At 26.8% G+C, this 22902-nt stretch carries 22 protein-coding genes and 2 pseudogenes; 19 read left to right on the top strand and 5 right to left on the bottom strand.

What is annotated here, in order from left to right; genetic code table 11:
* Positions 1–228 precede the first annotated feature (228 nt).
* The 11 genes from HF850_RS13640 to HF850_RS13585 all read left to right on the top strand — a co-directional run bounded on the left by HF850_RS13640 (position 229) and on the right by HF850_RS13585 (position 9762).
* Positions 229–858 carry a PAS domain-containing protein gene (locus HF850_RS13640; RefSeq protein WP_169105985.1) on the top strand — a complete coding sequence of 210 codons (630 nt, stop codon included), beginning with the start codon at positions 229–231 and terminating at the stop codon, positions 856–858.
* A gap of 165 nt (positions 859–1023) precedes the next feature.
* On the top strand, positions 1024–1533 hold the full coding sequence (locus HF850_RS13635) for a PAS domain S-box protein (RefSeq protein ID WP_206151676.1): 510 nt from the start codon (positions 1024–1026) through the stop codon (positions 1531–1533).
* 406 nt (positions 1534–1939) lie between these two features.
* Positions 1940–2110: a hypothetical protein gene (locus HF850_RS13625; protein WP_169105982.1), complete on the top strand. Its 171-nt coding sequence runs from the start codon at positions 1940–1942 to the stop codon at positions 2108–2110.
* Between the two features lie 243 nt (positions 2111–2353).
* Positions 2354–2983 carry a stage II sporulation protein M gene (gene spoIIM, locus HF850_RS13620; protein WP_169105981.1) on the top strand — a complete coding sequence of 210 codons (630 nt, stop codon included), beginning with the start codon at positions 2354–2356 and terminating at the stop codon, positions 2981–2983.
* A gap of 89 nt (positions 2984–3072) precedes the next feature.
* A complete protein-coding gene (locus tag HF850_RS13615; protein ID WP_169105980.1) occupies positions 3073–3951 on the top strand; it encodes a tyrosine-type recombinase/integrase in 879 nt (292 codons plus the stop codon).
* A gap of 389 nt (positions 3952–4340) precedes the next feature.
* Positions 4341–4868: a GNAT family N-acetyltransferase gene (locus HF850_RS13610; protein ID WP_169105979.1), complete on the top strand. Its 528-nt coding sequence runs from the start codon at positions 4341–4343 to the stop codon at positions 4866–4868.
* Between the two features lie 295 nt (positions 4869–5163).
* Complete coding sequence (locus HF850_RS13605; protein WP_169105978.1) at positions 5164–6795, top strand: bifunctional diguanylate cyclase/phosphodiesterase; 1632 nt, start codon at positions 5164–5166, stop codon at positions 6793–6795.
* Positions 6796–6886: 91 nt separating this feature from the next.
* Positions 6887–7768 (top strand): DMT family transporter, encoded by an 882-nt coding sequence (locus HF850_RS13600; protein WP_169105977.1) that lies wholly within the window; start codon positions 6887–6889, stop codon positions 7766–7768.
* Between the two features lie 125 nt (positions 7769–7893).
* Positions 7894–8304 (top strand): flavodoxin, encoded by a 411-nt coding sequence (locus HF850_RS13595; protein ID WP_169105976.1) that lies wholly within the window; start codon positions 7894–7896, stop codon positions 8302–8304.
* A 21-nt stretch (positions 8305–8325) separates the two neighbouring features.
* Complete coding sequence (locus HF850_RS13590; protein WP_169105975.1) at positions 8326–8949, top strand: DUF3793 family protein; 624 nt, start codon at positions 8326–8328, stop codon at positions 8947–8949.
* A gap of 282 nt (positions 8950–9231) precedes the next feature.
* A complete protein-coding gene (locus HF850_RS13585; RefSeq protein WP_169105974.1) occupies positions 9232–9762 on the top strand; it encodes an NUDIX domain-containing protein in 531 nt (176 codons plus the stop codon).
* Positions 9763–9854: 92 nt separating this feature from the next.
* Here the strand turns inward: HF850_RS13585 and HF850_RS13580 are convergent.
* Positions 9855–10082: pseudogene (locus tag HF850_RS13580) on the bottom strand (manganese catalase family protein); the annotation flags it as partial.
* 246 nt (positions 10083–10328) lie between these two features.
* Here HF850_RS13580 and HF850_RS13575 point away from each other — a divergent pair.
* Positions 10329–11354 carry a LacI family DNA-binding transcriptional regulator gene (locus HF850_RS13575; RefSeq protein WP_169105973.1) on the top strand — a complete coding sequence of 342 codons (1026 nt, stop codon included), beginning with the start codon at positions 10329–10331 and terminating at the stop codon, positions 11352–11354.
* 80 nt (positions 11355–11434) lie between these two features.
* Positions 11435–14665 (top strand): carbohydrate binding domain-containing protein, encoded by a 3231-nt coding sequence (locus HF850_RS13570; RefSeq protein ID WP_169105972.1) that lies wholly within the window; start codon positions 11435–11437, stop codon positions 14663–14665.
* Positions 14666–14770: 105 nt separating this feature from the next.
* On the opposite strand, the gene HF850_RS13565 is transcribed toward HF850_RS13570, so the two are convergent.
* Entirely contained in the window at positions 14771–16363 is a 1593-nt protein-coding gene (locus HF850_RS13565) for a recombinase family protein (protein WP_169105971.1), read from the bottom strand.
* Between the two features lie 581 nt (positions 16364–16944).
* Here HF850_RS13565 and HF850_RS13560 point away from each other — a divergent pair.
* The 6 genes from HF850_RS13560 (at position 16945) to HF850_RS13535 (ending at position 21865) form a co-directional block, all read left to right on the top strand.
* Positions 16945–17844 (top strand): ROK family protein, encoded by a 900-nt coding sequence (locus tag HF850_RS13560; protein ID WP_169105970.1) that lies wholly within the window; start codon positions 16945–16947, stop codon positions 17842–17844.
* A gap of 281 nt (positions 17845–18125) precedes the next feature.
* The gene (locus tag HF850_RS13555; RefSeq protein WP_169105969.1) at positions 18126–18428 is read left to right on the top strand and encodes a PTS sugar transporter subunit IIB; all 303 of its coding nucleotides are present in this window, start codon (positions 18126–18128) and stop codon (positions 18426–18428) included.
* Between the two features lie 114 nt (positions 18429–18542).
* Entirely contained in the window at positions 18543–19865 is a 1323-nt protein-coding gene (locus HF850_RS13550; RefSeq protein WP_169105968.1) for a PTS transporter subunit EIIC, read from the top strand.
* A 44-nt stretch (positions 19866–19909) separates the two neighbouring features.
* Complete coding sequence (locus HF850_RS13545) at positions 19910–20224, top strand: PTS lactose/cellobiose transporter subunit IIA (protein WP_169105967.1); 315 nt, start codon at positions 19910–19912, stop codon at positions 20222–20224.
* A 166-nt stretch (positions 20225–20390) separates the two neighbouring features.
* On the top strand, positions 20391–21446 hold the full coding sequence (locus tag HF850_RS13540) for a LacI family DNA-binding transcriptional regulator (RefSeq protein WP_169105966.1): 1056 nt from the start codon (positions 20391–20393) through the stop codon (positions 21444–21446).
* Positions 21447–21715: 269 nt separating this feature from the next.
* Positions 21716–21865: a hypothetical protein gene (locus HF850_RS13535; RefSeq protein ID WP_169105965.1), complete on the top strand. Its 150-nt coding sequence runs from the start codon at positions 21716–21718 to the stop codon at positions 21863–21865.
* Between the two features lie 32 nt (positions 21866–21897).
* Here the strand turns inward: HF850_RS13535 and HF850_RS13530 are convergent.
* The 3 genes and pseudogenes from HF850_RS13530 to HF850_RS13520 form a co-directional block, all read right to left on the bottom strand.
* Positions 21898–22233: pseudogene (locus HF850_RS13530) on the bottom strand (manganese catalase family protein); the annotation flags it as partial.
* A 14-nt stretch (positions 22234–22247) separates the two neighbouring features.
* Positions 22248–22499, bottom strand: coding sequence for a spore coat protein CotJB (locus HF850_RS13525; protein ID WP_169105963.1), 252 nt, complete (start codon positions 22497–22499; stop codon positions 22248–22250).
* An 11-nt stretch (positions 22500–22510) separates the two neighbouring features.
* Entirely contained in the window at positions 22511–22678 is a 168-nt protein-coding gene (locus tag HF850_RS13520) for a spore coat associated protein CotJA (protein ID WP_169105962.1), read from the bottom strand.
* Between the last annotated feature and the right edge of the window lie 224 nt (positions 22679–22902).

The raw sequence follows: 22902 nt of genomic DNA, 5'->3' as shown, positions 1-22902 counted from the left end.
ATTCAAAATTTTAATGGAAAAGTATCAATTAAAATCCAATGGTAAATTTTCTTAAATTAATGCACAAGTCAAGTAATTTATTATTAAACAGGCATAATTAACATGGTAACTTTAATAATAGCTAAATTTAAAAAAGAATTATTTTAAATTAATAGTTAAAATTGAAAAAATATTCAAATTAGTATATGCTAAATTACTGAGAAAATATATTATGATGGGGATGAATGTATGGAAAATACTCATAATGCTAAACATAGAGACTACACAATAGAAGATTTAGAAGAATTATTAGATAAGATACCTTATGAATTATGGATTAAAGATGAAAACGGAAGACATAAATATATTAATAAAATTGGTGCAGAAAGGATGGGGCTGAAGAAAGAAGATATAATAGGAAAAACAGATTTTGAGTTCAGGCCATATAATATGGCAAAGGATTGTGCAGAAGGAGATCAAAAAGTATTAAAGAATGATGTTGGAATATTATCGGAAGATAAGATAGAATTGGAAAATGGTGATAAATGGTATGAAGTATATAAAGTATCTTTTGAAAATAGTAAGAAGGATGGAAAATTGATAGGTGGAATTGGTAAGGAGATAAGTGTTGATAAAAGCTTAAAAGATTGTATGATAAGTAGTTTTATTTCAGCTATTAATAATAATGAGTTTCCTGGAGAAGCTATAGAATTAGATATTATAAATAAATTAAAAGACCGTCTTTTGGCAAAAGATATCGCTGTATATTTATACGATTCAGAAAAAAACTTAATGACTTTAGATATAAATACCTGCAATGATAAAAGAAGTTTTTGTGATACATATTCTTTTAGTGAACAAGAAAAAATTATTTTATAAGATAGCAGATATATACCTGTTAAAGTAGGATTAAAAAATAAAAAATATGCATATCCAATAAAATTTAAGCAACATATTTTGGGTGCACTTTTAATTTCTTATGATAAAATACCAAAATATATACAAGAGGATATAATTAAATATACTTGCATAGTAATGTATATTATGCTTGATAATAAACAATTATCAAAAGCGCTTAATAAAGAACTTATTGAAAAAAAATCTACTCAGAAGATATTGAAAATGGTAATAAATACTGTAATAGATGCTTATGCACTTTTGGAGGTGCAGGGATATAAGGCTGAATGGATTGATATGAGTAAAAGGTGCACAGATATATTTGGATGGGTATGTGAAGAAGTTAATAAAATGACATTATTAGAATTACTTCATCCAGATGATTCCGAAAGGTTAAAAAGAATTATGAGTAAAGGTGTTCAGGAATATAATAATTTTATATGTAGAATTTTATTTAGAAATAATGAATATAAATATGTAGATTTAAACTGGAGTAATTTACATGATAATCTATATATAGTAACAGCGAGAGACATAACCTCAGCAAGTGAAGATTGTAGAAATATTATAATTAAAGTAAGTAATGATGGATTACCTATAGATAAAAATTCGGCAAAAAAATATTTGGTAGATTCACTCAAATTGATAATTTGTTAACAAGGAGTAGCGAAGGAAGTGGCATAGGCCTTTCATTAGTAAAATCTTTAGTAGAAATACATAAAGGGAGAATTTATGTTAATACAGAGAAGTTAGTGAAGGAACTGAATTCTGTATTGAAATACCAATAAGGAAGCTCATGAACAGTCCACATAGTAATGTGCTGGATAGAACTATAAATTCAAAGGTTCAGAAATATAGAGTTGAATTTTCAGATATATATTCAGCCGAATAATAAATGGCTGAATATATTTTTTCATAAATCTATATTTTACTTATATAAACTTAGAGATTAATAAATTAATAGGGTATAATTCTTTAAATAAATAAAAATAAACTTTGTTACAAAATTGACATAATTATAGTGTATAATAAAACATGAAAAACAAAAGAGGAGTTGAAAAGAATGGGTAATTTAATAAAATTAAATATGTACGCGGAAATAAAAAGAAAAAAGAATAAAAAGCTGAAAGTTAAAAATTTTGAAGAAATTATTTCAAAGTATAATAATTGGTTAAAGAAAAATAGCAGAGAGGATAAGATTGAATCCTATGAAGAATTTTTGCAGGCCCAATAATGAATGAGAAGCAGATTAAGCAATTAAGTTTAATTTGCTTCTTTTTTGTTTTTTTAGCTAATATTAATTTTTTTTATATTATGTAAGTGATTTTATGGTTGAATTATACATAAATAATATAATAAGGATTGTTATAAAAATAAAAAAATATTCTGTACATCTTTAAGAGATGTGGTTCTATTATGAATAAACTAATAATATGAAACATAGTATAAATTAGAGTAACGGAAGGAGGAATAAGAGATGAATGTTTCAATGACCAGATTTAATACTACACTAAGAGAAAATAAGGGGTATTTTTTTGTTGTACTAATAATATTTTGCTTAGGAATTTCTTTTGGGCTTTATACTGTAAAATGTATGGGAGCAGCGGATAAAAGTGATTTGATGAGTTATTTTTCTAGTTTTACAAATTCTATAGAAAATGAATCTATTAATTATGGAAGTTTACTATTTGAGGTAATTAAGAAAAATATAATATTAATTGCACCAATTATTATTTTTGGAATGACTTTTTTCGGAGATCCAATAATATTAATTATTGTTTTAATTAAAGGTTTTATACTTAGTTATACTTTTTCTTTTCTTACAACAACTTTTGAAGGTAAAGGTGTTGGGTTAGCTATAATGGCTATAATTCCTCAAAACCTAATATATATTCCATGTATTATTTTACTCAGTGTGATAGGTATAGAACTATCTACAAATAAGTTTAAAGAACATTTTTTTAAAAGCGGTAAAAATAAAAAAAATGTTTTTAATGAAGTTTTATACAAATATCTTTTAATATCTCTATTATTCACACTAGGTATATTTATAGAAACATATATATCACCAAATCTTATTAAATTTGCGGTTAAAAGGTTCTGTTAAAAATAAAAATAACATAAGATTAATTGTAATAAAGGAATCTGGGCAATTTTGTCGAATACTAATTATAATCAATGGTATAGGAGAGAACGATGGTAAATAGTATCAGTAATTATAAAAATTATTTGTTAGAGAGTGGTAAAAGTGAAAATACTATATATGCATATGTTACAGATGTTACTCTTTATTTGAAGTTTTTAAATCGAAAAAAGATAGACATATATAAGAGTGATAAGAATACAGTTGCATCATATATACAGAATCTTTTAAACCAAGGTAAATCAGAACGATCAATTAATAGAATTGTAATAAGCTTAAGGAATTTTTACTCATATCTGAAAAGTCAGTCATTAATTAAAGAAGTTCCTAAAATAGAGTACAAAAGTTCCAAGAACAACAGAAAATTGCCACAAATTTTGACCATTGAAGAAGTTGATAGGATTATAAGAATAGTAGAAAAAGATTGCCCAAAGGGAATAAGAGATAATGCATTATTAGAGCTTATGTATGCAACAGGAATGAAAGTATCAGAACTTATAGCACTAAGTGTTGAAGATGTAAATTTAGATCTTAATTTTGTAAGATGTACTGATAATAAGCACTATGAACGGATAATTCCTATTGGAAGAAGTGCTTGTAAAGCATTATCTGAATATCTAAGCATAAGGTATAAAATTGCTCAGTGTGGTGTATCAAATCTATTTGTTAATTTGAACGGTAATAAATTAACAAGGCAGGGAATATGGAGAATAGTTAAAGAATACTCAAGAAAAGCTGGAATAGATAAGGATGTTAATCTTAATACGTTCAGGCATTCATTTGCTGTCCATCTTCTTCAAAATGGAGCTAATGTAAGAGCTGTACAGAAGCTTCTTGGTAATCAGGTATTAACATATATGGACACATATTATGAGATAATAAATAATGATAAAATAAATTATATTTATATGCATACTCATCCAAGAGCTTAAATAAAAGTAAAATGTCAAATAATATGTTGAATTTAATGTTAGCTGATATGTAGTTGTGTTTAAGAATTTAAAAACAATTTAAAAGTTAACGCATGTTGTTAAAAGATAAAATTTTTCTAATTTTATCTTTTTTCATTGTAAAAGAAATTATAAATTATATTTTATATTAAAATATACACACTAGAAATATAAATTCTCTTTGTCACAAATACTACCTTTGCAAATAAGTTTTTTGTATATGGAAATATAATTGGCTTATTAATAAATATCACCAAAAATATATAGAATTCATAGTATGTATCAATGCGTATTTAATAAGCTTTTATATTAAAATATATGAAGCTATTTTTTATATGAGAAAATAGAAATTTTAAGTGAGTAGGGAGAATATGATATTTTTAAGAAAACTACAAGAAGATGATTTGAAAATTATATTAAACTGGAAGAAAAAAAAGGAATACTTAAGTAAAGAACATAGTTTGACTATGGAATTTGAAAAAAATTGGTTTAATAATATAGAAATGGATGAATCGTGTAAGTATTGGGTTATAAATAGTGGAGCTATAAAAGTTGGAATTGCAGGTATAAATCATATAAATGTTAAGGATAAATCTTGTGATTTGGAATGTATTGTAGAAGAGAAGCATTTTAGAAATAGAGGAATTGATGAAATAGTAATTTCTAATTTATTAGAGTATGCGTTTGATGAAATTAACATGGAAAAAGTATATATAAAAGAACTAGAAAATAACGATATTTTCAGTAAAGATGAATGTACTAAATGTATTGATGGGATAGGCAGTGGATTATTTAGCAATAAAATAGAACTTTTTGGATATGAATTTATACTTATAGATAAAACAGATTGGAAGAAATTTAGAGAGCATTATTTATTAGAAAGGATTAATATTGATTAAGATAAATCAATTATGATTTTAAGGTTTTATTGATATGACTTATTAATAAAACCTTAAAATTATTAAAATGTATAGCTATAAAAAAGATTAAAAGTAAAGTAATTAAAATTATTCAACAATAATTAGTACTAATTATATTGAAATTCATCACGAATGGAGATATAATAACAATATATGCTAATATATAATTAAGGGAGTTTTGGTTAGATTATTTTTTTTTATAAAAATAAAATTTAATTTTAAAAGAGGTATAAAGTGAAATGGGAATATACATAGATAAAGGCAGAGGTTAAGAATGAAAAATAGTAATCGATATAGTAAATTTACAAAATACATTTATGCGTTAACCTTAATAGTTGCAACCTTTTTGTGGATATATGTATACAAATATGATACTGTTTTTTTATATAGAATTATAGCTGGAATTATATTCATATTTTGTACTTGGAAAATTATATCGTTGTATCATTATAAAATAAAGATACAAAATCAAATAGATAAAGTAGTTAATAGTTTAAATGATATGGCAGAAGGAAAATTTACAGATAAATATGACAATTATGATATTGTGTACACGAATAAGCTTGGGCAGGCTATGAATAAACTGGCTAATAAGTTGTCTATGAAAAAAAGCAATAATCAATGGCCTTGGGATAATAATTTTATGGCATCTGTTAATATTAATGAATTTATAGCTCATATGAGTGGAATCTTTGTGGCATATCCTAAAGAAGAGTTTTCTATTATAAAATTCGATATTGATAAATTTGAATATATAAATGAAATATATGGATATGGTTGTGGAGATAAGATATTACAGGAAGTAGAAGATACATTAAGCAATTTGATTAATGATGATGAAATATATATAAGGAATTATGATGATAATTTTTTGCTTTTGCTGCATGAAACAAATCGTGAAGAGATAATAAAGAAAATTGATTATATATCTCAAAAATTTAAACATATAGTTGATGAAAATGGTCATAAAATAAATATACACTTTGTTTTTGGCATATATATAATAGAAGAAAATACAGATGAAATAGAAAAAATGATAGATAAAGCAAATGTGGCTCAAAAAATTGCAAAGCTTGGATATAATACATTAGAACCTTATATTTTTTATAATTCAAAAATTAAGAATAAAGTTATAGAAGAAAAGAAAATGGAAAGTATAATGTATTATGCTTTAGGGAATAATGAATTTAAAGTATATCTTCAAGGAAAGAAAGACTTAAACAATTTAGAATTTTCAGGTGCAGAGGCACTGGTTAGATGGGATTCAAGTGAATTAGGATTTATATCTCCTATAGATTTTATACCTTTATTTGAAAAAAATGGATTTATTGTAGAGATAGATTTTTATGTTTTTGAAGAAGTCTGTAAAAATATACGTAAGTGGATAGATGATGGTATTGATGTTAAGGTCACATCAATTAATCAGTCTAAAAGACAATTAGAAAATGATGACTATGTATTTAGACTGGAAAGCATAATTAAAAAATATAATATTCCTCCAGAGTTAATTGAATTAGAAATAACTGAAACTGTAGTAACAAGCGATGTTAATAACTTAATTAGAGTTATTGACAAGCTTCACAAAATAGGATTTAAAATTTCAATAGATGATTTTGGATCAGGGTATTCATCATTAAATATGCTAAAGCAAATAAACGCAGATGTTCTTAAGATTGATAGGGAATTCTTAAATGAAGCAAATCAATCAGAAAAAAGTAAAATTATAATAAAGCATGTAATAAAAATGGCAAAGGAATTAAATATGAAAACTATCACAGAAGGTGTGGAAAATTCTTATCAAGAAAAGTTTTTGAGAGATATAGGGTGTGATATGGCACAAGGATATTTATATTCAAAACCTATGCCTATTATAGAGTTTGAAAAAAAATATTATTATAAAGAATAATAAAATCAGTATATTTATATGCTGATTTTTTTGTACAATAATTACATGGATGATATAATATTACAGAACTTATAGAGAAAAGAGGATGATTATGGATTTAGACAGACTAAGTAATAGAAGTAAGGGAGTATTTTTTATAATAATGTCTGCATTAGGGTTTGCACTTATGTCGGCATTTATAAAGCTTTCAGGGGATTTGCCTTCATTTCAGAAAACATTTTTTAGAAACAGTGTTTCAGTTATAGTTGCATTTATAATAATAGTGAAGAATAAGGGGAGTTTTTTTGGAAGTAGAAAAAATCAAAAAATACTTGTTATGAGATCCACTTTTGGAACACTAGGAATTATACTAAATTATTACGCTATTGATAGATTAGTATTATCAGATGCAAATATGTTAAATAAATTAAGTCCATTCTTTGTTATTATATTTTCAGCATTATTTCTAAAAGAAAAAATTAATTTTAAACAATTTGCTGCAGTTATAACTGCATTTATAGGAGCATTATTTATAATTAAACCATCTTTAGATTTTCAGATGGTACCTGCTCTTGTGGGAACACTTGGAGGAATAAGTGCTGCAGCTGCTTATACATGTGTAAGAGCTTTAGGTGGAAAAGAAAAACCAGATACTATAGTATTTTATTTTTCACTATTTTCAAGTTTAGTAACTTTTCCTCTTATGATTTTGTCATACAAACATATGTCTATATTGCAGCTTTTATATTTAATATTAGCAGGAGCTGCTGCAAGCCTTGGTCAGTTTGGAATAACATTAGCATATAAATATGCTCCAGCTAAAGAAATATCAATATTTGATTATTCTAATATAATATTTTCTGCAATAATAAGTTTAATTTTATTTGGAGTATTACCAGATAAGTATAGTGTTATAGGATATATAATAATATTTAGTGCATCGTTATATATGTTCTGTATGAACAAAAGACTAGATAAGAAAATGAATAAATAGTATTAAAAATCACTGTGAATAATATCATGGTGATTTTTTTTATGTTTTTTCTTGACAAATATATAATATTAATATAATATACTAATTGAGAATGATTTTCAAAATTATTTAAAGAGGTGGGGACAATGAAAATAGTATATTGGTCAGGATCAGGTAATACTGAAAATATGGCACAATTAATAAGCAAAGGTATAAAAGAAGGTGGCAAAGATGCTGAAGTTCTAAGCGTTGATAAAGTTAATGTAGATGAACTTGTAAAAGATGAAATTTTAGTACTTGGATGTCCTGCAATGGGAGATGAAGTATTAGAAGAAGGCGAATTTGAACCATTTATTGAAGAAATTGCTAATAAGGTTTCAGGTAAAAAAGTAAATTTATTCGGCTCATATGGATGGGGAGATGGTCAATGGATGAGAGACTGGGAAGAAAGAATGAAGAGTTATGGTTGTATAGTAACAGAAGAACCATTAATTTTTCAAGGTGAAGCTGATGAAGAAAAGTGCATAAATTTTGGAAAGAAGATTGCACTTTTATAAATAAAGAAAGTGGAAAATTATATGAAGAATTATAATTTTTATGAAAAACTTGAATCTATGCAAGGAACTGAACATATTGAAAATTTTTTAGTATATCATACAGCTTTGGTTATTGCTAAAGTAAAACCAGCTGTAACAATTACTCTTGGTAAAAGAAAGATTGAAAGAATTAATGCCTGGAATAAATGTGGTAGGAAATTTTTGAAGTCTATAGATTTAAAGTGTATTGAACTTAGAGAAACTGAGAATTCTATAATATTACTAGTTTATGATGAAGATCTTCTTGAAAAAGAAATTAATACAAGAGATCATATAGAGTTCTTGAAAAGCCTGGGGTATTCAGAAGAGATAAAAATAAATGAATATGTTAAGTTTCTAAAAATTAGATATGAAAAGTATCATTGCCCACATGAACTTGGAGTATTCCTTGGAATACCTATTGAAGATGTTAGAGATTTTATGAAATGCACAGATAAAAAATGTTTATTATGTGGATATTGGAAGGTATATAACAATAAAGATGATGCAGAGAAAATATTCACTAAATATGATAAAATAAAAGATTTTACAATGAAAAGTATGCTTAATGGAAGTTTATCGCGTGACCTCATTTTAAGTATAAAAAATTTCTTTCACACAATATAGTATATTTAGAGTAACAACAAATTAAATATAAACACATACAAATAAATTCAAATTTATTTTTCACAGGAATAGTAAAATATGCATTTCATAAAATTTATATAGCCCCATGAAGTATTAAAGCTTTGTGGGGTATTTTTTTTACATTATGGTGAATTTGCAGTATAATTTATGTTATATAAAGACTATAATATTGAAATAATATATCTTATATAGATATTTATTTTAATATAAAAAATTGGTATATATGGAGGATGTAAATAAGAAGGGTGTGAGTTCGTAGCGATGTTATTTAATAGACTATTAGAAATTGACAAAGTGAGTGACTCTATAGGAAATGTTAATTATAGAGAAGCAGTCAGGGCTGTAATTATAAAAAATAATAAGATACTGATGGTTCATTCTATAAATGAAGATTATAAGTTTCCAGGTGGCGGTATAAAAAGAGGAGAAAATAAGATAGAAGCATTAGTACGTGAAGTGGAAGAAGAAACAGGATATGTATGCACTAAAATCATAAAAAAACTTGGAATTGTAACAGAAAAAAGTAAGGATAAGTATGTACATGATAGAATTTTTAAAATGATTTCTTATTATTATATTGCAGAAGTATCAGATGAAAAAAAAGAACAGAAGCTGGATGCTTATGAAGAAAAGCTGTGTTTTACTCCAGTATGGGTAGATTTATTAGAAGCAATCACAAATAATGAAAGAATAATTGAGTTAAAGCAAGATAATAAACCTAATTGGATTGGACGCGAAACCTATGTTTTAAAAGAAGTATACAATGATTTAAAGCATAAAATAAATGTATAGATTTAATATTTACAATATAACAGTATCACTAGAATTTTTGATTAGAAGATATAAAGTCTTCAAATTCTAATGATACTGTTTTTTACACTAAATTATTTGCAAAGATGATCTTGTACATCCATTAATGCTTCGCCAAATCTTTGATAGTGAACAACTTCTCTTTCTCTTAAAAATTTTAAAACTTCTTTAATATCAGCATCATCAGTTAATTTGATTAAGTTCTCATAAGTAGCTCTTGCTTTTTGCTCAGCTGCCATATCTTCATGAAGGTCAGCAATTACATCACCTTTTGCCTGAATATATGTTGCAGTCCATGGATTTGCATAAAACAATATTATACTTAAAATTTTATTAAACGTAAAAATATTTAAAACTTTATTATTGACAAAATTGGAAAAATATACAATAATAAATTTGTAAACAGTTACAAAAATGTTTTTATATATTCCTAAACCGCTTTAGGAGATTTTATTCTTTTCTACAAAATGATTTTAACTCTATAATGTTAAACAAGTAGTGAGATTAAATGTATATAGAATGAAATGGTATAAATTTTAGAAAAGGGATTGATTTTAATTAGTACAATATATGAAATAGCAAAAATTGCAGGGGTCTCGCCTTCAACAGTTTCAAAAGTTATAAATAATTATTCTGATGTGAGTGAGAAAACAAGATCAAAGGTTAAAAAAATTTTAGAAGAGCAAAATTTTCAACCTAGTTATGAAGCTCAATGTCTGTCAACAAAAAGAACATGGACATTAGGTCTTGTATATTTTGAAAACTCTAAAATTGGGTTAAAACATCCATATTTTGCAGCTGTAATTGAAGCGTTTAAGAAAGAGGCAGAGAAACAGGGATACTCATTATTACTTGGTTCAAAAAATGACAGACTTAAAATTGATTCATTTCTTCAATATTTTACATATAGAAGTGTTGATGGAATAGCTATTATATGTAGTATACCCAATGATACAGAAACAAAAGAAATTATAGAGAGTAATTTTCCTACTGTAATTATTGATATGCATAATGATAATACATCTGTTGTTACTTCAAATAATGAACAAGGATGTAGAATGGCAATTCAATATTTATATGACTTGGGACATAAAAAAATTGCTCATATAACAGGTATGAAAGATGATTGTAACTGGATTAGCAACGTAAGAAAAAATTCATATATAAATGAAATGAAAAGATTGAACTTAACGATAAAAGAAGAGTATATACAGAAGGGAAATAATTTTGATTTTGATAGTGGATATAGTGCAATGAAAAAACTTCTTAATATGGAGGAAAAACCAACTGCTGTTTTTGCTGCAAGCGACAAATTGGCACTTGGTGCTATTGAAGCAATAAAGGATGAAGGATTTGAAGTTCCTAATGATATTTCAGTAATTGGATTTGATGATAGTGAATTGTGTCAATATGTAACACCAAAGCTTACTACTGTAAGACAATCATGTGATTTAATAGGGAAAGAAGCTGCTAATATATTAATAGAGCAGATTAATAAAAAAGAAAAACTTAAAATCAATAAGGTTGTTCCTGTAAAGCTTATCATTAGAGAGTCTTGTGCTAGAGTAAAATAAAGATTAATTCAATTAATTTTTATTGCCTACTTTCGAAACCGATTTAGAAAATAATATTAATTTATGTTAGGAGAATATGTATGAATAAAAAGAAAATTTTAAGATTTTTATTAGGTGCATCAATTGTAAGTTCTGTATTTAGTTTAGGTTCTGTGAAAACGTTCGCTACATGGAAAAATGAAAATAATTCATGGAAGTATATAGAAAATAATGGTTATGCTACTGGATGGAATAAATATAATGATAATTGGTATTATTTCAATAGTGATGGGTTAATGCAAACAGGCTGGTTAAGATATAATGGAGCATGGTATTATCTAAATCAATCAGGGGATATGAGAACAGGCTGGTTAAAAGATAATGATTCATGGTATTATTTAAATCAATCAGGGGAAATGCAAACAGGCTGGTTAAAAGATAATGGCGCATGGTATTACCTAAATCAATCAGGAAGTATGCAAACAGGCTGGGTAAATGATAAAGGTACATGGTATTATCTAAATCAATCAGGTGATATGCAAACAGGCTGGGTAAATGATAAAGGTACATGGTATTATTTAAATTCAAATGGAGCAATGCAGACTGGTGTAATAAGTGTTGAAGGTAAAGTATATTACTTAAATTCAGATGGGGCAATGCAAACTGGTAAAGTTGTTATAGATGGGCAAGAGTTTGAATTTAATAGTAATGGTGAAGCAGTAGGAAATATTCCTAATGTAGAGATGGAAAAGGTTTTTGGTTTTAACATAGATAAAATCCAACATGAAGTAGAAGAAAATACTGAAGAGAAAAGCAGCAGTACTAATAAAAAACATAATAGTAGTAGCAGTAAGGCAGAAAAGAAGTGGAATCTTGTATGGGAAGATGATTTTAGTGGAGATGAGCTAAATAAAGATTATTGGAATTATGAAACACATGAACCAGGATGGGTTAATAATGAATTACAAGAATATACAGATTCAAAGGAAAATATTTTTATAAGAGATGGGAATTTAGTCCTTAAGGCTATGAAAACAGAAAAGGATGGTAAAGAATATTATACTTCGGGAAAAGTAACAACTCAAAATAAAAAGACATTTAAATATGGTAAATTTGAAATAAAAGCAAAAACTCCAAAGGGACAAGGTTTATGGCCAGCATTATGGATGATGCCAAATGATGAAAATCTATATGGTCAATGGCCAAAATGCGGTGAAATAGACATAATGGAAGTTTTAGGACATGAACCTAATAAAGCATATGGAACAATTCACTATGGAGATCCTCATGAAGAAAAACAAGGAACTTATACTTTAGATAATGGATCATTTGCAGATGATTATCACGTTTATGGACTTGAATGGGAACCAAGTGAAATGCGTTTTTATATTGATGGTAATTTATATCATACGACTAAAGATTGGTTTACAAAAGTTGATGGTGGAGATGAAAAAACTTTCCCAGCACCATTTGATCAACCATTCTATTTACAATGTAATTTAGCTGTAGGTGGAAACTGGCCAGGAAATCCAGATGAAACTACAGACTTTGATAATGCTGAATTAATGGTGGATTATGTAAAAGTATATCAATTAAATAATTATGATGAAAATGTAAAGAAACCAGATCCAGAAAAAGTTGTTTTAAGAGATCCTGATGAAACAGGAAATTATATTGTTAATGGAGATTTCTCAAAAGAAGATGGAAACTGGACATTTATGAATGCTCTTGGTGGTGTAGGAAGTTCTGAAATTAGAGATAATAAAATAATAATTAAGACTGAAAATGCAGGAACAGTAGATTATTCAATACAATTAGTACAACCAGGAATACCACTAAAAGAAGGTGGAATATACAAGGTTACCTTTGATGCTAAAGCAGCTGAAGATAGAACTATGATAGTAGATATTTCTGCACCAGATAGAGGATATAAAAGATATTTTAAGGATACTAAAGTAGATTTGACAACTGAGAACAAGACTTATTCATATGAATTTGTTATGGAAAACAGTGATGATGCCAATGGAAGATTAGAATTTAATTTGGGAAATCAAGGATCTACTGCAGATGTTGAAATAAGTAATGTCAGAATAGAAAAAACAGGTAATGTAGAAAAGAATGAAGATGATACAAAGAAAATAACTCCAGATGGTAATTATGTAAATAATGGAACATTTGATGTGGGTCAAGATCGTATGAAATATTGGGAAGTTAAGGCTGGAAATAATGAAAAAGTTTCAGTAACTAATAAAGATAATTCAAGAGAATTAAAAGTAACAGTTAATAATAGATTATCTCAATTAAAAGATGTTTCAGTAAAACAAACTAATCTTGCACTTAAAGAAAATACACAATATGTTCTTTATTTTGATGCATATTCAGAAGATAATAAAAATATAGGGGCAAGCATTGATGGAAATGACTTTCAAGCTAAACTTACTGATAAAAAGAAGACATATAAATTTACATTTGAAACTAAAGATGAGATAAATAATAAAGATTTAGAATTATTCTTAGGTACAAAAGGTACTGTGTATGTAGATAATGTAAGAATTGAAGAAAATTCGTTAATAAGAAATGGATCATTTGATAGTGGCTTTGTTGGATGGCAAGTATTTACCGATTCAAGTGTTTCAAGTGATGTAGCATATGGTGTTGATAGTTTAAATAATGATAATGCAGCTGAAATTAATATCAATAATACTGGTGATGCAGACTGGAAAATTCAATTAAAACAAGAAAATGTTAAACTTGAAAAAGGTAAAAAGTATAGATTAAGTTTTAATGCTAAAAGTTCAGTAAATAGAAAAATAAAATATGCACTTCAAGGTGATGAAAGCAAGAACTGGGAACAATATGTAGATAAGGATACTGTAATAGAATTAGGTAATGAATTTGATAAATATAGTGTTGAATTTGAAATGAGTAAAGATACTAATAACAATGCTATGTTTACAATATCTATGGGAGCTATAGATGAACAAATTACAGATAAGCATATTATTACAATTGATAATGTAAAATTAGAAGTAATCAATGAGTTTTCAGAAAATATAGCTGATATTCAAAATAGCTCATTAGAATCAACAGATAGTGTAGAAAAAGAAGAAACTAATACTGGTGATGTAGAGGATAAATTAGAAGACGATAATAAAATAGATACTGAAGAACCAGCTATTAATGATTCAGAAAATCAAGTAGCTAATTCTGATAATGAAAAGGATGAAGATTCTAAAGAGGAAATAGCTGATACTGAAGAGAATATTGGAGAGGCAGATGAAGAATCTGTAATTGTAGATGATATAATAGGAAAAGTAGAAGAACAAGTTTAAGAATTATATAGTTTAATCAACTAATACAATGCGTATAATTCAATAAATAACATGAAGAGACTCTTTCTTGATAATGATATATTATTCAAGAAGGAGTCTTTATAATTAATGTAATATTATTTCTACAGTATTATTATCGCTATCCCAGATTACACATTTTATGAGAGTGTGTATCAAAAGCCGCTTCTGTGATATATCTTCAATATAGTTTAGTGTAGCATTTAAATTTGAGAAGGAATTTGATATTTGTTTTATAGTAGCATGGTCAATAGTATTGGAAAGAGATTTTGATGATTTTAATGAAGAAAGTTCATTATTTAAATTCTGTATAATATTATCTATTGAGTTTATTTCTTTCATAATTTTATTTGATACAAATTCAGAAGTTGATTTACTGAGCTGTTTTATAAGATTGCTCATCAATGATTCATTTTCTTTTATTTTAGATTTTATATTTATTATATGTTGATTTTCAAAGTTGGTATTAAAATTATCTAAAGAAGTTTTTAATGCATTTAAAATTATTGCTTTATTATATAAGTTTAACTTTTCTAATATTATTGAATCCAGTTTAGCTACGCGTATATTTCTTGTGGTACATTTTGCTTTAAATTTGTTTTGCTTTCCTGAACACACATAGTATTCATAAGGAATATTATTATTGTTATATCCAGAGAATTTAATTACCATATTGGAACCACATTTTTTACATTTTAATATACCTGAAAATAAGGAATGGTTTTTGCCTGTTCCTGTACGAGGAGTTTTTGATTTATTTATATCAAGTTGGGACTGAACATTAAGCCACTCATAACTTGGAATAATACCTGTATGATTTGAAACGGCAGCTATACAGTTTGTAGTATTAGAAATTGATGTGATTTTATTATAAGTAATATATCCATTTCCATTGGGTATTCCAAAAACATTAAACCCTATGCTTTCTAGATATTTATGTGATGTACTATCAGATATTACATATAGTGGATTTCGCAAGATCCTGCGAATAATAGTAATATCAATATGTCCACCTTTTTTACCAATAATAGAATTACTATTTAAATATTTTTCTACAGCTCTTATTGAACGCTTTTTAATATAGTATGAATATATTAGTTTAACTACTTTGAGTTCACTATCATTTGGAGTAAGTATAGATAGAGTTTTTTCTTTAAAATCACTAGTTATATATGATTGTCTTTTAATATTAAAACCATAAGGAGTATTCCCACCAAGCCATCTTCCAGATTCAGCAAGCTTAATCATATTATCACGTACTCTTTCTGCTATTGTTTCTCTTTCAAGCTGAGCAAAAACAGATGCCATATAAATCATGGCTCTACCTAGAGGAGTACTTGTATCAAATCTTTCTTTTATACTTATAAAATCAACTCCATACTTTTGAAGAAGTTCGAGGGTTGAAGAAAAGTCAGCAACATTTCTTGATATACGATCAAGTCTATAACATATTAAAATATGAATTTTATTGTGTTTTATATCATTTATAAGATGCTTAAATTCAGGTCTATTAGTATTTTTACCACTAAAGCCCTCATCTTCATATATTAAATAATTAATTTCACTTTTTTTATCAAGATACGTACTACAGTAAGTTTTACAAAGATTTATCTGGTTTTCTATAGAGTTACCTTTTTCAGTAAATATTGATTTGCGTGAATAAATAGCTATATTCAACATTGTTATCAACTCCTGATTTATTTAAGATATTTAATGATTGTATAATTAAAAACATAATATATATTGCAGGTATTATTACTCAATAAATTGGGTAGTACTATATAAATATGAATAATAAATTATAAATATTGTATTTGGAGAAATAGTATGCAAAAAATATAAAAGTATAGTGATAACAATTTTTTAATAATATATATACGATATTTTAAAATTATTAATTTATGCTATTGAAAACGTTTGATTGTTATCAAACAAGAAAAAAATGGATTATATATAAAAAATAGTGAAAAAGACTTGTAATGGATTAACTTTTATTGTATTATAATAACATAAACACGCGTTCACAAAATAGATTTTGGAAAGAAATTATCTTGTAATTATAAATTATTTAGGCTTACTATAACTTTCTGAGTAAAATTTTGTGAATAAATAATTATAATGGTATTTATAGATAATATTGATGTGTAATCTAAGAAAAATACAAATTATTTTTTACACAAATAAACACGTGTTTAAAAAATTTGTAATATTTATACTCTTTATAATTTGTCTATAAATCCTGGAATTAAAGGAGAGATGATATGGCAAAATATAAATTGGGAATAGATATAGGAGGAACATTTATAAAGTATGCTTTAGTAGATAAAGAATACAAAGTAATAGAAAAGTGGAAAGCTGAAACTATTAAGTTTGATACTGCTGAAGAATTTTATGATTATGTTTGTTCAAATATTAAGTTACTTGATGAAATAGATGTAATCGGTGTAAGTGCTCCAGGGCTTGTAGATGAAGATTCAAATGTTAAATCATATGCAGCACCAAATGTACTGATAATGTATGGCACAAATATAAATCAAGAAATTAGTAAAAGAACTAATAAAAAAGTAGCTTCAATCAATGATGCAAAGTCAGCAGGTTTATGTGAATTTAAAATAGGAAATGCAAAGGGAAGTAAATCTTCAGCATTTTTGATTATAGGAACAGGAACAGGCGGATGTATATGTGATGAAAATGGAGTTGTATATGGTAAAGATGCTTTTGCAGGTGAATTTCATAATATGCCTTTTGTAAACGATAAAATAGGCGGCCTTGATAAAATGGGTGACTATGCATCTATGACAGGATTAATAAACATATACAATAGCAAAGTAGCTGATGATGAAAAAGTTCAATATGGATATGAAGTATGTCAAAAATATTTAGATAAAGATGAAACTGCTATGTTATCAGTAGATGAATGGATAAGAAATCTAGTAGCTCAATTAATAGTTATTACAGTTTTCTATAATCCTGAAGTTATCTGTATAGGTGGTGGAATTTCAGAAGAAGACTGGTTTATAAATAAAGTAAAAGAAGCCTATAAGAAGAATTGTATAGAATTCTTAGGAGCAGACTTTATCACTACAAGAATTGATAGATGTAAATACAATAATGACGCTAATATATTAGGTGCAATATTAAATGCATGTATAAAAAAATAATAATAGTGATTAAAAATGTAATAAGTTGTAAATTAGGATAAAATTAAGTGGACAAGCACTAAACCAACTTCTTATATAGATAAACACAATTAGTTTATAAGGATAGAGTAGTTTATGAGTTACATATATTATTATGAAACTCATGTAAAGGATTTAAAAAGTCTTTAATTAATAGTATTTATATAAAAATACAATAAGTTCTAAATAGGAAATTAACAAAGTTATCAAAAAAAATTAAATTATACATTATATATTTTAAATGAATTAAGGAGTGTTTAATTATGAAAAAAATATTATTAGTATGTTCAGCAGGAATGTCAACAAGTTTACTTGTTACTAAAATGAGAGAAGCAGCAGCAGCTAAAGGAGAAGAAGTACAAATAGATGCTCTTCCAGTAGCAGAATGTAATACAGTAATTGATACTGTTGATATAGTACTCTTAGGACCACAAGTTCGTTTCCAAAAACCAAATGTAGAAAAGCTTGTAAATGGAAGAATTCCAGTAGAAGTAATGGATATGAGATTATATGGAACAATGAATGGAAAAGCAATCTTAGAAGAGGCACTTGCTAAAATTCAATAATATAATTACAAGTTAAAGTTAAATACTTATGATTAGATAATTAAATCTCTAAGGATTTCATTATCTAATCAAAGTTAAATAATAAAACAAAATTAGAGAAAAGAGGTAGGAAACATGAGTTTTATGGAAAAATTTCAAAACGCTATTGAAAGAATATTAGTTCCGATAGCTTCAAAGCTAAATGCACAAAGACATGTATGTGCAGTTAGAGACGCATTCATATTATCATTCCCATTAACTATGGCAGGTTCGTTAATGGTATTACTTAACAACGTTTTCTTAAATGACCAAGGATTTATGTATAAGATATTACAATTTGATAAAATATGTCCTGGTATAGTTGAATACCAAGCTGTTTTTTCACCTGTTGTAAAGGGTTCCGCAGATATATTTGCAATATTAGTTGTATTTTTAATAGCTAGAAACCTTGCCAAATCACTTAATGGTGATGATTTATTAACAGGTTTAACAGCAGTTTCTGTTTACTTTATTATTTATCCAGATTATTTTAACAATGAAGGTATAAATTATATTACTACTCAATATACTGGCGCACAAGGGTTATTTGTTGCTATATTAGTTGCTTTACTAGTTGGTGAATTAATGTCAAGATTATCAAAATCTGAAAAATTAGAAATAAAAATGCCAGAACAAGTACCACCAGCAGTTGCAAGATCATTTAAAGTATTATTACCAATTATTATTACTACTATTATATTCTCAGTTATCAACTACTTCGTTAAAATGGTTGCACCAGGTGGATTACACGAACTAATCTATAATATTATTCAAACACCATTAACTAAGATGAGTCAAAGCATATTCTCAGTACTTGGATTATCATTCTTAGCAGAAGCTCTTTGGGTTATGGGTATTCATGGACCAAATACTATTGCAGCTATAAGAGATACTATGTTCTCAGAAGCAGGAAATGCAAACTTATTATACTTTGCTGAACACGGTACTACATGGGGAGCTCCATATCCAATAACATATAGTGGACTAGCTAGTGCTTTCTCTGAATATGGAGGATCAGGATGTACATTAGGATTAGTCATAGCAATGTTAATATTCTGTAAATCAAAAGAATCAAAGAGTATAGCTAAACTTTCTTTAGCTCCAGGATTATTCAATATCAATGAAATGGTTATCTTCGGTTTACCAATAGTTTTAAATCCAATTTATATAATTCCTTTCGTATTTGCACCACTTATAAACATAATGATAGGTTATGTAGCAGTTATGGTTCTTAAAATTATGCCACCAGTAGTTGTTGGTGTTCCTTGGACAACTCCAGGACCATTAATGCCATTCTTAGGATCAGGTGGAAACATAATGGGATTAGTTGTAGGTTTTGTATGTCTTGCTGCTAGTGTATTAGTATATGCACCTTTTGTAATTGCAGCAAACAAAGCAGCTGAAAAGGAAGTTGCTTAATAGTAAATAAATTTATAGTAAGATTTTAAACAGGAGATGTAGAAATGGAAGGCGTAGAATTAATAGCATTTGAAATAATAAGCAATGTTGGAATGGCTAAATCATTAGCAGTTGAAGCATTAAGAGATGTAAGAGAAGGAAAATATGAAGAAGCAGAAGCAAAGATGAATGAAGCTTCAGAATGTCTTGTAAAAGGACATCATGCACACACTTCATTAATCCAACAAGAAGCATCAGGAGAAAAAGTTGAATTCTCATTAATTATAATGCATGCAGAAGATCAAATGATGGCAGCTGAAACAATTAAATGCTTAGTTGAAGAAATGATAGGAATGTTTAAACAATTAAATAATAAATAAACTTAAAATTTAATAAATTATGCATATAAAATACCTATATACTTAATAAGAATTGTTTAGTATGTAGGTATTTTACTATATATAAATAATAAAGAGATTGAAAAGAAGATAAATATAGTATTATAATATAAACGCGGGTTTATAGCTAAAGGGAGGGCAAAATTTTATGAATAGCAGTGAGATTGCAAAACTTGCAGGAGTATCACGTAGTACTGTATCTAGAGTTATAAATAATTATTCAAATGTACCAGAGGAAACTAGAGAAAAGGTTTTAAAAGTAATTAAAGAACATGATTATGTGCCACATGCTTCAGCAAGAATGCTTGCTGGAAGTAAAAATAGAGTTATTGGTCTATTTATTATAGATATGAAAAATAAAGAAAAAAGTATGAAAAATAGAATAACTAAAAGTCCTTATTTTTTGGAGTTTACTAGTTCTGCTATTGAAACAGCCAGTGAAATGGGTTATACGGTTCTTGTTCATATAATACATAATGAAGAAGGATATGAAAAAATTAAAGAATGTTATTATAATAAAACAATTTCAGGTGGTATTTTTATTGGTCAGAATGATGGAGATGAATATATTAAAGAAATAATTAAAAGAGGATATAAAGTTATACTGATTGACCAATCAATTGATAATGATGATGAAATATATAAAAAGTGCATGATAGTAAACGCTGATAATTTTAATGGGGCATATAATGCAACTAAATATCTTATAGATAAGCATCACACCCAAATAGCGCATATTACGGGCGAAACAACTAAGCTGTCATCTAATGATAGAATTAGAGGGTATAAACAAGCATTGAAAGATGCAGGAATCCCTATAAATAAAAATTTAATTGTTAATGGTGAATTCGTTGAAAAAAGTGGATATGATGCAGTAAAAAAATTATTAAGCAAAAATATTAAATTCACAGCTATCTTTGCTAGTAATGATAAAATAGCATTTGGAGCAATTAAGGCAATAAAGGAAGCTGGATTAAAAGTACCAGAAGATATTTCTGTTATAGGATTTGATGATATAGAAGCATCAAAATACTTTGATCCTCCACTTACTTCTATTAAGATGGAGTTGGTAGAAATGGCAGATATAGCTGCAAAATCAATTATTACATCTATAGAGGATGATATGAAATTTTCGGCTAATTATGTAATACCAGTTACACTGAAGGAAAGAAAGAGCTGTAAAGAAATTATTGTAGATAAATAAATAGGAAGTAGAATTATGTATTCATATAGCTATAAGGATAGTATTGGTTTTAATATATCAGTTGAGAAAAATATAAATTTGTTAAAAAAGACATTATTAAAAAATTTAATTTTTTAATAATGTCTTTTAATTAATATATGAAGTTTTATTGTGTGATAATTATAAGTTCATATTTATTTTACTGATGTAAATTATTTTAATATCAGTAACACAAATTGTATATTTGAATAAACTATATAGTTGAAATTTTGTTTAGCGGAGATAAGTATATGAGAAAAGATATTAATATGATTATAAAAGGTAAAATAAGTGATGAAGCGCTAAAAAAGTATTATAGTCAGCTTTTCATGATAATTAAAGAACAGTATGGAAATGATGTACTTAAGGAACTATATAGAAAGTTAGCTGATAAAGTTTAATATGAAATTATATGTATTTTGTTGTATTATGCATTACCGGTTGCATCAGTGTAAAATAAAGCTTTTCTATGGTCAGCATAGTGGCCTGCTAAACCAGCTTTTTTAATTTCCTCCATAGTAGCATTATCCATAAGCTGATATACCATAGTTGCAATTATTTCAACGTGTGCCATTTCTTCTGTACCTATATCATTAAGTACACCTTTTGTTTTACCAGTAGGCATAGTATAACGTTGATTTAAATATCTTAGTGCTGCACTAAGTTCTCCGTCTGGACCTCCATATTGAGTAATAAGATATTTTGCCATTGTCAAATCTTTACTTTTTAAACAAACAGGGTATTGTAAAGTTTTTACATAAGTCCACATAATCTATAATCCTCCTATTCTTCTTGTTCCCATGGCCAGCATTGTTCAACCCATTTTTCTGGACATTCATAAAATGAGTTTCCAAAATTTCTAAGTGGTCCATAATTTTTTTCATATTCGGCCATTAAACTATCTAATTTAGCTGAAACTTTGCAGTAATCATCAATTGCATTTTCATCTGTAGGAAAATTATCTAAATAAAGATTGAGATCCAAAGCACAGAATTGGTAAATGCGAATACTATTTAATAACTCATATTTATTCATTTATATCACCTCTAACATTTTTCATTTTTCTTTTCAGTGTATGGAGAATAAAGGTCTTTAAAAATAGTTCCTTTGTAGAAGCCTTCCTTACAAGTAAAAAGATTTTGATATTTTTGACGCAATATAAATGCTCTTGCATATTCGTCTAATTTACATTCACTTTTTTCGTGTCTGTACATGAAATTTTCATCCCTTCAATAATGTTTAACTTCATTAATATCCTATGGTTATAAGAATAAAGTGTGATAAAATTAATCGAAAAAAATAGAAGAAATGTTATATAGAAATGAAATATGATGAAAAGTAGATTGTTTAAAATACTAAAACAGCTCTAAAGAGTAAAAATATTTCGAGCAAATAAATTCCGAAAATGTAATAATTATAGTAAAATTATATAGAGATA

The sequence above is a fragment of the Clostridium sp. SM-530-WT-3G genome, assembly GCF_012843905.1.
Classification (GTDB): Bacteria; Bacillota; Clostridia; order Clostridiales; family Clostridiaceae; genus Clostridium.
Note: the sequence above shows the minus strand (reverse complement) of the source record. Positions and strands in the feature narration are given on the sequence as shown.

Coding starts and splice junctions, on each gene's coding strand:
- HF850_RS13640 (WP_169105985.1), top strand. CDS start 229: ATGGAAAATACTCATAATGCTAAACATAGAGACTACACAATAGAAGAT.
- HF850_RS13635 (WP_206151676.1), top strand. CDS start 1,024: ATGCTTGATAATAAACAATTATCAAAAGCGCTTAATAAAGAACTTATT.
- HF850_RS13625 (WP_169105982.1), top strand. CDS start 1,940: ATGGGTAATTTAATAAAATTAAATATGTACGCGGAAATAAAAAGAAAA.
- spoIIM (WP_169105981.1), top strand. CDS start 2,354: ATGAATGTTTCAATGACCAGATTTAATACTACACTAAGAGAAAATAAG.
- HF850_RS13615 (WP_169105980.1), top strand. CDS start 3,073: ATGGTAAATAGTATCAGTAATTATAAAAATTATTTGTTAGAGAGTGGT.
- HF850_RS13610 (WP_169105979.1), top strand. CDS start 4,341: ATGATATTTTTAAGAAAACTACAAGAAGATGATTTGAAAATTATATTA.
- HF850_RS13605 (WP_169105978.1), top strand. CDS start 5,164: ATGAAAAATAGTAATCGATATAGTAAATTTACAAAATACATTTATGCG.
- HF850_RS13600 (WP_169105977.1), top strand. CDS start 6,887: ATGGATTTAGACAGACTAAGTAATAGAAGTAAGGGAGTATTTTTTATA.
- HF850_RS13595 (WP_169105976.1), top strand. CDS start 7,894: ATGAAAATAGTATATTGGTCAGGATCAGGTAATACTGAAAATATGGCA.
- HF850_RS13590 (WP_169105975.1), top strand. CDS start 8,326: ATGAAGAATTATAATTTTTATGAAAAACTTGAATCTATGCAAGGAACT.
- HF850_RS13585 (WP_169105974.1), top strand. CDS start 9,232: ATGTTATTTAATAGACTATTAGAAATTGACAAAGTGAGTGACTCTATA.
- HF850_RS13570 (WP_169105972.1), top strand. CDS start 11,435: ATGAATAAAAAGAAAATTTTAAGATTTTTATTAGGTGCATCAATTGTA.
- HF850_RS13565 (WP_169105971.1), bottom strand. CDS start 16,363: ATGTTGAATATAGCTATTTATTCACGCAAATCAATATTTACTGAAAAA.
- HF850_RS13560 (WP_169105970.1), top strand. CDS start 16,945: ATGGCAAAATATAAATTGGGAATAGATATAGGAGGAACATTTATAAAG.
- HF850_RS13555 (WP_169105969.1), top strand. CDS start 18,126: ATGAAAAAAATATTATTAGTATGTTCAGCAGGAATGTCAACAAGTTTA.
- HF850_RS13550 (WP_169105968.1), top strand. CDS start 18,543: ATGAGTTTTATGGAAAAATTTCAAAACGCTATTGAAAGAATATTAGTT.
- HF850_RS13545 (WP_169105967.1), top strand. CDS start 19,910: ATGGAAGGCGTAGAATTAATAGCATTTGAAATAATAAGCAATGTTGGA.
- HF850_RS13540 (WP_169105966.1), top strand. CDS start 20,391: ATGAATAGCAGTGAGATTGCAAAACTTGCAGGAGTATCACGTAGTACT.
- HF850_RS13535 (WP_169105965.1), top strand. CDS start 21,716: ATGAGAAAAGATATTAATATGATTATAAAAGGTAAAATAAGTGATGAA.
- HF850_RS13525 (WP_169105963.1), bottom strand. CDS start 22,499: ATGAATAAATATGAGTTATTAAATAGTATTCGCATTTACCAATTCTGT.
- HF850_RS13520 (WP_169105962.1), bottom strand. CDS start 22,678: ATGTACAGACACGAAAAAAGTGAATGTAAATTAGACGAATATGCAAGA.